This window comes from Streptomyces sp. NPDC058880 (assembly GCF_042742535.1).
GTDB lineage: Bacteria > Actinomycetota > Actinomycetes > Streptomycetales > Streptomycetaceae > Streptomyces.
In genome coordinates this window covers 64,559-73,749 of sequence record NZ_JBHYMC010000025.1, presented here as the reverse complement: position 1 = coordinate 73,749, position 9,191 = coordinate 64,559, and the positions used below count along the sequence as shown (strand labels likewise).

Annotated in this window: 9 protein-coding genes; 4 read left to right on the top strand and 5 right to left on the bottom strand. The window is 73.1% G+C overall.

Annotated elements, in window-relative coordinates; all coding sequences use genetic code 11:
- Nucleotides 1–56: 56 nt before the first annotated feature.
- Both ACFW2G_RS17005 and dapE read right to left on the bottom strand, forming a co-directional pair.
- Nucleotides 57–815 (bottom strand): TIGR00730 family Rossman fold protein, encoded by a 759-nt coding sequence (locus tag ACFW2G_RS17005; protein WP_384454366.1) that lies wholly within the window; start codon nt 813–815, stop codon nt 57–59.
- A gap of 64 nt (nt 816–879) precedes the next feature.
- Nucleotides 880–1,959, bottom strand: coding sequence for a succinyl-diaminopimelate desuccinylase (gene dapE / locus ACFW2G_RS17000; protein ID WP_384454363.1), 1,080 nt, complete (start codon nt 1,957–1,959; stop codon nt 880–882).
- An 87-nt stretch (nt 1,960–2,046) separates the two neighbouring features.
- Here dapE and ACFW2G_RS16995 point away from each other — a divergent pair, with 87 nt between their 5' ends.
- Both ACFW2G_RS16995 and ACFW2G_RS16990 read left to right on the top strand, forming a co-directional pair.
- Nucleotides 2,047–3,030: a hypothetical protein gene (locus ACFW2G_RS16995; RefSeq protein ID WP_384583029.1), complete on the top strand. Its 984-nt coding sequence runs from the start codon at nt 2,047–2,049 to the stop codon at nt 3,028–3,030.
- A gap of 285 nt (nt 3,031–3,315) precedes the next feature.
- Nucleotides 3,316–3,636, top strand: coding sequence for a hypothetical protein (locus tag ACFW2G_RS16990; protein WP_037919514.1), 321 nt, complete (start codon nt 3,316–3,318; stop codon nt 3,634–3,636).
- A gap of 67 nt (nt 3,637–3,703) precedes the next feature.
- Here ACFW2G_RS16990 and dapC read toward each other — a convergent pair whose 3' ends face one another.
- Entirely contained in the window at nt 3,704–4,822 is a 1,119-nt protein-coding gene (gene dapC / locus ACFW2G_RS16985) for a succinyldiaminopimelate transaminase (protein WP_037919513.1), read from the bottom strand.
- Between the two features lie 109 nt (nt 4,823–4,931).
- Nucleotides 4,932–5,261 (bottom strand): ferredoxin, encoded by a 330-nt coding sequence (gene fdxA / locus ACFW2G_RS16980; protein WP_030027294.1) that lies wholly within the window; start codon nt 5,259–5,261, stop codon nt 4,932–4,934.
- 117 nt (nt 5,262–5,378) lie between these two features.
- Between fdxA and ACFW2G_RS16975 the strand changes: the two genes are divergently transcribed.
- Both ACFW2G_RS16975 and ACFW2G_RS16970 read left to right on the top strand, forming a co-directional pair.
- Nucleotides 5,379–6,365, top strand: coding sequence for a GNAT family N-acetyltransferase (locus ACFW2G_RS16975; protein WP_384583026.1), 987 nt, complete (start codon nt 5,379–5,381; stop codon nt 6,363–6,365).
- A gap of 65 nt (nt 6,366–6,430) precedes the next feature.
- Complete coding sequence (locus ACFW2G_RS16970) at nt 6,431–7,156, top strand: transglutaminase-like domain-containing protein (protein WP_078556213.1); 726 nt, start codon at nt 6,431–6,433, stop codon at nt 7,154–7,156.
- 101 nt (nt 7,157–7,257) lie between these two features.
- Here ACFW2G_RS16970 and ACFW2G_RS16965 read toward each other — a convergent pair whose 3' ends face one another.
- Nucleotides 7,258–9,132, bottom strand: a complete 1,875-nt coding sequence (locus ACFW2G_RS16965; RefSeq protein WP_384583023.1) for a hypothetical protein — start codon at nt 9,130–9,132, stop codon at nt 7,258–7,260.
- Between the last annotated feature and the right edge of the window lie 59 nt (nt 9,133–9,191).

The window sequence follows — 9,191 nt, the reverse complement described above, 5'->3', positions numbered from 1 at the left end:
GCCCGGTCCCGCGGGCCGACCGCGGGACCGGGCGCGGAAGCGGGCGCGGAAGCGGCCTACTTCCCGACTTCCTTCGTCACCAGGGCGATCGCCTCGTCCACGTCGTCGGTGACGTGGAAGAGGTAGAGGTCCTTCTCCGAGGCCTTGCCCTGGGCGATCACCGTGCCCCGCAGCCAGTCGACGAGGCCGCTCCAGTACTCCGTGCCGAACAGCACGATGGGGAAGCGGGTGATCTTCTGGGTCTGGACCAGGGTCAGCGCCTCGAACAGCTCGTCCAGCGTGCCGAGACCGCCGGGCAGCACGACGAAGCCCTGGCTGTACTTCACGAACATCGTCTTGCGGACGAAGAAGTACCGGAAGTTCAGCCCCAGGTCGACGTGCTGGTTGAGCCCCTGCTCGAAGGGGAGCTCGATGCCGAGGCCGACCGAGATCCCGTTCGCCTCGCGGGCGCCCTTGTTGGCCGCCTCCATCGCTCCCGGACCACCTCCGGTGATCACCGCGAACCCGGCGTCGACGAGCGCACCGCCGATCCGCACCCCCGCCTCGTACTCGGGCGAGCCCTCCGGGGTGCGGGCAGAGCCGAACACGCTGATCGCGGGGGGCAGCTCGGCCAGCGTGCCGAAGCCCTCGATGAACTCCGACTGGATGCGCAGGACCCGCCAGGGATCGGTGTGCACCCACTCGGAGGGCCCGGCGGTGTCCAGCAGCCGCTGGTCCGTCGTACTGCCCGCCTGCACCTGGCCGCGCCGCCTCAGCACCGGCCCGAGCTGCTGCTCCTCGGGCCGACGACGAGCGATGCCTTCGGGGTTGCCCATGATGTGCTCCCTCCTGCTGATCGTTGGATCAGGGTAGGCGCACAAAGGTGACGGGAAGCGGAATTCAGGAGGTCAGCCAGGCGCGGAGTCGTTCCTCGCAGTGCAGGATCGCCTTCGTCTCCACCCGCTCGTCCACCTTGTGGGCCAGCAGGGCGTCGCCCGGGCCGTAGTTCACCGCGGGAACGCCCAGAGCGCTGAAGCGGGATACGTCCGTCCAGCCGAACTTCGGCATCGCCCGGCCTCCGACCGCCTCCATGAACGCGGCCGCGGCCGGGTGGGAGAGGCCGGGGAGGGCCCCGCCGGAGAAGTCGTCGATCACGAACTCTTCGACGCCGCAGTCCGCGAAGACCTCCCGGACGTGGGCGATCGCGTCGTCCATGCTGCGGTCCGGGGCGAAGCGGAAGTTGACCGTCACGGTGCAGGCGTCGGGGATGACGTTGTTGGCGACGCCACCCTCGATGCGGACCGCGTTGAGCCCCTCGTGGTACTCCAGGCCGTCGATGACGGGCCTGCGGGCCTCATACGCGGCGAGCCGGGCGAGGATCGGGCTGGCGGCGTGGATGGCGTTGGAGCCCATCCAGCTGCGGGCGGAGTGGGCGCGCTCGCCGGAGGTGCGCAGCAGCACCCGCAGGGTGCCCTGGCAGCCGCCCTCGACCTCGGCGTTCGAGGGCTCCAGCAGGACCGCGAAGTCGCCCGTGAGCCAGTCGGGGTGGGCCTCGGCGACCTTGCCGAGGCCGTTGAGGTCGGCGGCGACCTCCTCCTGGTCGTAGAAGACGAAAGTGAGGTCCCGGTTGGGCTCGGGCACGGTCGCGGCGATGCGCAGCTGCACGGCGACGCCGGACTTCATGTCGGTGGTGCCGCAGCCCCACAGGACGCCGTTCTCGTCGAGGCGCGACGGGACGTTGTCGGCGATCGGCACCGTGTCGAGGTGGCCGGCCAGTACGACGCGCTCGGCCCGGCCGAGGTGCGTACGGGCGACGACGTTGTTACCGAAGCGGTCCACGGTGAGGTGGGGCAGGCCGCGCAACGCGTGTTCCACGAGGTCGGCGAGTACCTTCTCGTCGCCGCTCACGGACGGGATGTCGACGAGCCGGGCGGTCAGCTCGGCGGCGTCGAGGGTGAGGTCCAGCTCGGATTCGGACATGGAACTGACCCTAACGCCCCGGGGTGTGGCGAAGCGTCCCTCGTCCGGCCGGTGGACGCGCCATATGCCTCAAGTACGGTGGGCCGCGTGTCCGAGTTCCGTGTTCCCCGCTCCCGCCGCCGCAGGCTGCCGCGTGTGGTCGTCGGCCTGCTCGTTCTCCTGTCGGTGATCGGGTACTTCGCCGTGCAGCGCGCCTCGGTCGGCGGTGGCGCGCCCTTCTGCGTCGCCAGTGCGGACGCGTCCGACCGTGACGGCCAGTCCGAAAAGTACGAGATGTCTCCCGAGCAGGCGGCGAACGCGGCGACGATAGCCGCCGTCGGCATCGCCAAGGGGCTGCCCGACCGGGCGGTCACAATCGCCCTGGCGACCGCCATGCAGGAGTCCGCCCTGCGCAATCTCGACCACGGCGACCGGGACTCGCTGGGCCTGTTCCAGCAGCGGCCTTCGATGGGATGGGGTACGCCGGAGCAGATCACCGACCCGGTCTACTCGGCGGGGATCTTCTACGACCACCTCGTCGACGTGCCGGGGTACTCGCGGCTACCGCTGACGGTGGCCGCGCAGAAGGTGCAGCGCAGCGGCTACCCGCAGGCCTACGCCAAGCACGAGCCGGACGCGACCGTGCTGACCGCCGCGTTCGCCGGCGGCGGCAGCCTGGACTGCGGCGGTCCGGCGCCCACGCAGCCCGGTGACCCGGAGAAGGTGCGGGAGGGCCTGGTGCGGATCTTCGGCAAGGACGGGATGCACACCTTCGGCCCGCAGGGCGGCCAGGCCGGCCAGGCCGGCCGCAACGGCGGCGGTGGCCGGGCCGTCCCGGAGCCCGAGATCACGATGGTGGAGAAGCAGGAGGCGGGCGAGGCCGCGACGCGCCGCAGCCGGGCGATGGCCCACTGGGCGGTGGCCAACTCCCGTGAGATGGGCATCGCCAGGGTGTCCTACGACCTGCGCGGCTGGGTCGCGGGCAAGGACCGGGGCCGCTGGCAGGACCAGGGAGAGGCCGACGCCAAGAACGGCGACGGTGCCCCCTACGGTGCGGCCCGCGGCGAGGTGCGGATCTTCATGGCCCGCTGATCGGCACGGCCGCCCGGCCCCGACGGCCGGGTCGAACGGGGTCGGCCGGGGCAGCCGGGAGCACCCGGCCGCGTGTACGGGTGATCACCCGAGCGGGGGTGGTCACCGACCCTCCTGCAGCCCCCGTGACGGGACGGATTCCCTGGTGGGTGCGCATCCAATGCTCTTGTCGCGGAAGCCGATTAAACGATGCGTTGCCGATTCTTTACCCGGCGGCGCCGCAACTCCACCCGCCCCGTGAGCGGTTAGTCAGGCCGTACTCAGCCGCTACCGCTTAGGAGCATCATGTCCCTCCCCCTGACCCGTCGGATCGCCCGTGCCGCGCTGCTCGTCGCAGCCGGGGCAGCGCCCGTGGTCGGTGCGGCCGGCGCGGCCAGCGCCGCCGGTCTGGAGTCCGTGCCGCAGCTGGGCGCACTCACCGCCCCGGACGCCCTCGGCGACGCGGGTGCCGCCACCACGGCCCTGCCGGCCCCCGCCTCCGACCTGGCCGGCCAGGCGGGCGGCCTGCTCGGCGGGCTGCCCACCGCACAGGAGCTGCCGGTCTCCGCGCTGCCCGTGGGCGGTGTCCTGCCGGCGGGACTGCCCGGCGGCGCGCTGCAGGGCTGACGCCCGGGGAACACCGAGGGGGCCGGGAGTTTCGCACTCCCGGCCCCCTCGGGCTGTCACGGAACGGTCAGCCGAGGCGCTTGACGGCCGCCTCCACGCGCTCGTCGGTTGCGGTGAACGCCACCCGTACGAAGCGTGCGCCGGCCTCGCCGTAGAAGTCCCCCGGAGCGACCAGGATGCCCAGGTCGGCGAGGTGGGCGACGGTGTCCCAGCAGGGCTCGTCGCGGGTCACCCACAGGTAGAGGCTCGCCTCGCTGTGCTCGACGCGGAAGCCGTGCGCCTCCAGGGCCGTGCGGAGCGCCGCCCTGCGGGCCGCGTAGCGCTCGCGCTGCTCCGCCACGTGCAGGTCGTCGCCGAGCGCCGCCACCGTGGCCGCCTGCACCGGGGCGGGGGTCATCATGCCGCCGTGCTTGCGGATCTCCAGCAGCTCGCCGAGCACGTCCGCGTCACCGGCGATGAAGGCCGCCCGGTAGCCCGCCAGGTTGGAGCGCTTGGAGAGCGAGTGGACCGCGACGATCCCCTCGTAGGAGCCGCCGCACACGTCGTCGTGGAGCACGGAGACGGGCTCGGCCTCCCAGCCCAGCTCCAGGTAGCACTCGTCGCTGAAGAGCAGGATGCCGTGCTCGCGCGCCCAGGCCACGATTCGTACGAGCTCGTCCTTGCCGAGGACGCTGCCGGTGGGGTTGGACGGGGAGTTGAGCCACAACAGCTTCACGCCGGCCGGGTCGAGCCCGGCCCCCGCGGGGTCACTCGCAAAGGTCTCGGCGTCGTAGACCACCGCCTCGGCGCCGCACAGCCGGGCGCCGACCTCGTACGTCGGGTAGGCGAGCCGCGGGTAGGCGACCTTGTCACCGGCGCCGAGCCCGAGCTGGGTCGGCAGCCAGGCCACCAGCTCCTTCGAACCCACGACCGGCAGGACGTTGCGATGCCCGGCAGCGCCGGCGCCGAGCCGGCCGCGCAGCCAGCCCGTGATGGCGTCGCGCAGGGCCTCCGTGCCCCACACGGTCGGGTAGCCCGGGGAGTCGGCGGCGTCGATCAGGGCCTGCCTGATCAGCTGCGGGACCGGGTCCACGGGCGTGCCGACGGACAGGTCGACGATGCCGTCCGGGTGGGCCGCCGCCGTCTTCTTGTACGGCTCCAGCTTGTCCCAGGGGAAGGCGGGAAGACGGTCGGATACTGCGGCCACGTGGTCTCTGCTCTCTTCCGGGTACTGGCTGGTAGCGGGTCGGAAAAACACCGCGGTCCCGTGCGGCGGGAAAGGCCGTACGGGACCGGGGCGCTTCTGCCGTGAAGGGTCAGTGCTCGCCGTTGATGCCGGCGGGCAGCCCCGCGACGAAGGGGTGGTCACGCTCGATCAGGCCCAGCTTGGAGGCACCACCGGGCGAACCGAGCTCGTCGAAGAACTCGACGTTCGCCTTGTAGTAGTCCTTCCACTCCTCCGGGGTGTCGTCCTCGTAGAAGATGGCCTCGACCGGGCAGACCGGCTCACACGCACCACAGTCGACGCATTCGTCCGGGTGGATGTACAGGGACCGCTGGCCCTCGTAGATGCAGTCGACGGGGCACTCTTCGATGCATGCCTTGTCCTTGACGTCGACACAAGGCTCCGCGATGACGTAGGTCACGCTCTCGTTCCTCCTCGGTAGGGCTTTCCATATCGCGCGGGAGCGCGGCGTCGTCGATGCCCGCCCCTAGTATCTCCGTTCCCGGGCACGATCCGAACAGGAGGGGCGGACAGAGCTGTGGAAATCACTGCCGGAGGGCTGCTGGAGGTCCGAATCACCCCGGCTGACGTGGGTAAACGTGTCTCTGTACGACGGGTGGAGACCGGACTGAGCGGATCACCCGAGTTCACGGACACGGTCGGCGTTCTCACATCCTGGGATCAGGGTGTGCTGCTGATCACAAAGAAGAACGGACAGTCCGTCCGCATCCCGGAATCCTCGCTGGTGGCGGGCAAGACCGTACCCGCGGCGCCGGCCCGGCGGCGGGGGCCGGCAGCCTCCTTCGAGGAGCTGACGAGGGTCTCGGCGCGGGCCTGGCAGCCGCTGGAGAGCGAGTCGCTGGGCGGGTGGACCCTGCGGGCCGCCGCCGGGTTCACCCGGCGGGCCAACTCCGTACTGCCGCTCGGCGACCCGGGGACACCGCTGGACGATGCACTCGCGCGAGTGACCTCCTGGTATGCGGCGCGAGGACTTCCGGCCTATGTGCAGGCCGCCACCGGGGCCGCCGGCACGCAGGAGCTGCTCTGCGCCGAGCTGGAGCGCCGGAACTGGGTGCCCGAGGCATCGGCGGAGGTACGGATCGGGGCGCTGGCCCCGGTGGGTGACATGGACGCGCCCGCGAGCGGGGCCGTGGCCCTGACCCGTGTCCCGGACGGGGAGTGGCTCGGGCGCTACGGCAGGGTCTCCGACCCGGACGTGGCCCGGCGGGTGCTGGTGGAGGGGCCGTCGGTCTGGTTCGCCTCGCTGTACGGCGGGCGGGCGATCGGCCGGTGCGTGGTGGACGGCCGGTGGGCCGGCTTCGCGGCGGTGACGGTCGATCCGCGGCACCGGCGGGAAGGACTCGCGACGGCGGTGATGGCCGCCCTGGCCCGGCGCGCGCTGGAAGAGGGCGCCTCGGCGGCGTGGCTGCAGGTCGAGACGGACAATCCGGGGGCGCTGACCCTCTACGACCGGCTGGGGTTCGCGACGCACCACACCTACCACCACTTCCGGGCGGCCCCGTGAGCACGCAGGCCCGGCGGGAGCAGTTCGCGGCGGAGGCCCGGGCGGAGCGGCCCGATCTGGCGCTGATGTGCCTGCTGCTGGCGGCGGAGGCGGATCCCGAACTGGACGAACGCGTCATGGACTGGGCGCAGATCGAACTGGACCGGCTGGCCGGGATGCTGCCGTACGGCCTGCGCGGCGGGCAGGCGTGGGCGTCTGCGGTGACGGAACTGCTGGGCGGACGCCTCGGTTTCCATGGCACCCCGGCGGACTACGAGCGGCTTGCGTCCTCGCTGCTGCACGAGGTGCTGCGGCGCCGGCGCGGCCTGCCGATCCTGCTGTCGGTGGTGTGGCTGGAGGTCGCCCGGCGGGCGGGCGCGCCGGTGTACGGGCTGGGGCTGCCGGGTCACTTCGTGGTGGGCTTCGGCGACCCGGAGGAGAACGTGGTGGTGGACCCGTTCGCGGCCGGCGCCTCCCTGGGCACTGGTCCGGCGGAGCTGGCGGCGGGTCCCCGTACCCCGGCCAGGACGCTGGACATCGTGCTGCGGATCCTGACCAATATCCGGGCGTGGGCCTCGACCCGCCCGGAGCAGTCGGGCGTGGCCCTGTGGGCGCTGGAGCTGTCGCTGCTGCTGCCGTCGCACCCGGCGTCGCTGCGCTACGAGCGGGCGCGGCTGCTGGTGGAGCGGGGTTCCTTCCGGGAGGGCGCGGCGGAGCTGGAGGCGTACGCAGAGGTGGTGTCGGTGGTGGACACCGGCGCTGCGGCCCGCATCCACGCCGAGGCCGTCTCGGCCCGCGCCCTGCTGAACTGACCCACGACGGGGCGGTGCGTGCCGGATCCCGGACACCGTGCGGCGGACCCGACGGCGCCCCCGCCCGGAAGTGGTGGACGGGGGCACCCCGGTGCCGTGGTTCAGCTCGGGTTGGTGTCGATGACCACGGTCCGCTCCGCCGTGGTCTTGCCACGCAGGGCCTTGCCGAGCGCGCCGGCGACGTCCTGCGGGGTGACCGCCGTCCTGGCGCCGGTGCCGCGGGTGATCAGGACGCCGTCGAAGGTGTTGCCGTAGGTCGCCCTGAGGGCCTCCAGGTCGAACCGCTCCGTGAGACGGCCGTCCACGGGCTGCATGCTGAGGATCTTGGGCAGCGACAGCTTGCCGAACGCGATGGACTTGGTGCCCGCCTTGACCGTGGCGTTGGCGGACATCGCCGGCTCGGCGAACTCCTTCATCGCTCGGTCGAGTTCGGCCTGGCCCACGACCGGTTCCCGAGTGACCGTCGGCAGTTCCACGACGGCCGCCCTGCCGGTGCCGACCTGGTCGCGGAACGCCTTGGTGACGAGGTCGACGGATCCGTCCACGTCCAGGGCGGTGCCCGCCTTGCCGGGGACGGCGACGGCCTTGCCGCCGTCGAACGTGATCGTGCCCTCGGTGACGGAACCAGCCGTACCTGCGAGCTCCTGGAGCGCGACCTGGAGCTTCTCCTCGTCGACGGGCATCACGGCGTCGGCGACCCGCTCGTTGCCGAGGAGCGAGCCGATGACCGTCACGGGGTTGTAGTCACTGCCCGCCGCGTTGCGGACGGTGGTCTGGGCGTCCAGGGTCAGGCCGGCTTTGTCGGGCTTCAGCTCGACCGGCTTGCCTCCGACGCTCAGCTGCAGGGGGGCCGCGGCACGGGTGCCGAAGGCGGTCTGGAGCTTCGCGACGGCGTCGTCGCGGCTGCCGCTGATGTCGACGCCGAGGACGGTGGTGCCCTTGGGGACGTCGGAGTGGTTCAGGAGCAGTCCGGCGCCGTAGGCCACGCCGATGAGCGCCACGATGCCGCCGCCGACCAGGACCAGCTTGGAGCGGCCCTTCTTGGCGGGCTTCGCGGCGGCCTTCCCCTCCGCGGGCTGCGCGGGCCGCGGGGCGGCTGGCGCGGGCGCCGGGGGCGGCAGCGGGCCGTCCAGGTCGGGGCCGGGCCAGCCCGCGGCCTGCGCGGCAGACGGGGCGGCGGGGCCGGAGCCGGGGCCGCCGGTGGTGGGGCCGACGGGACCGGCGGACTGGCTGTCGTAAACGGGGAACGCCTCGGTGGACGGGCCGCCGTCGCTCTGGCCGGTCCCGTACGGCGGGAGGCCCTGGGCGGCTCCACCGCCGGGGCCGCCGGACATCGGGGCCGCCGGGGCGGGCGCCTGCGGCGGGGCGTAGCCGGAACCGTACTCGGGGACGGGCGGCGGCGGAGTACGCGGCGGCGCGTACCCGGCGTCGGGCGCCGGCGGGGCGTACCCGGCCTCGGACGCCGGCGGGGCCTGTACGTGCGGCGCGGGCGGGAAGCCGGCTCCGCGCGCGGGCCGCGGGGCCGGTGTCGCGCCGGGCGGCGGGGTCGGCGTCGCGCCGGGCACCCGCTTGGCGAGCGGCGGCGGGGCGGCCTGCGGCATCTGCGCGGCGGCGGGCGCCGCGGGTGCGGGCGCGGGGGTGGGAGGCTTGCGCGGCGCGAACCAGTTGCTCGCGGCGGGTTCCTCGGCCTGCGCCGGAGCCGGGGCCGGAGCCGGGTCCGGCGCTGCCTCGACACGGGTCGGCCGGGGCCCCGGCCGCTGTGCGAGCGGCGGCTTGTCCTGCGGCTCGGGCCCCTGCTCCGGCTCCTGGGCGGGGTGCGTTCCGCCGCCGGACGTGCCGGAGTTGGTGCCCATCGACTTGCGCACGACCACCGGGGGGATGGGCCGCGAGCCAGGGATGTTGATCCGGATCCGGGTCGTCAGGGTCGTCTCGGTCTTGGGCCCGTCGGATTCGGGCGTGGACGGATTCGAGGTCACAGCGTTCTCCTCCGGGGCGGTCGCCGCGCCAGACCCGGGTGGCACAGTCGTCGACGGGT

Coding starts and splice junctions, on each gene's coding strand:
- ACFW2G_RS16970 (WP_078556213.1), top strand. CDS start 6,431: ATGTGCCTGCTGCTGGCGGCGGAGGCGGATCCCGAACTGGACGAACGC.
- ACFW2G_RS17005 (WP_384454366.1), bottom strand. CDS start 815: ATGGGCAACCCCGAAGGCATCGCTCGTCGTCGGCCCGAGGAGCAGCAG.
- dapE (WP_384454363.1), bottom strand. CDS start 1,959: ATGTCCGAATCCGAGCTGGACCTCACCCTCGACGCCGCCGAGCTGACC.
- ACFW2G_RS16990 (WP_037919514.1), top strand. CDS start 3,316: ATGTCCCTCCCCCTGACCCGTCGGATCGCCCGTGCCGCGCTGCTCGTC.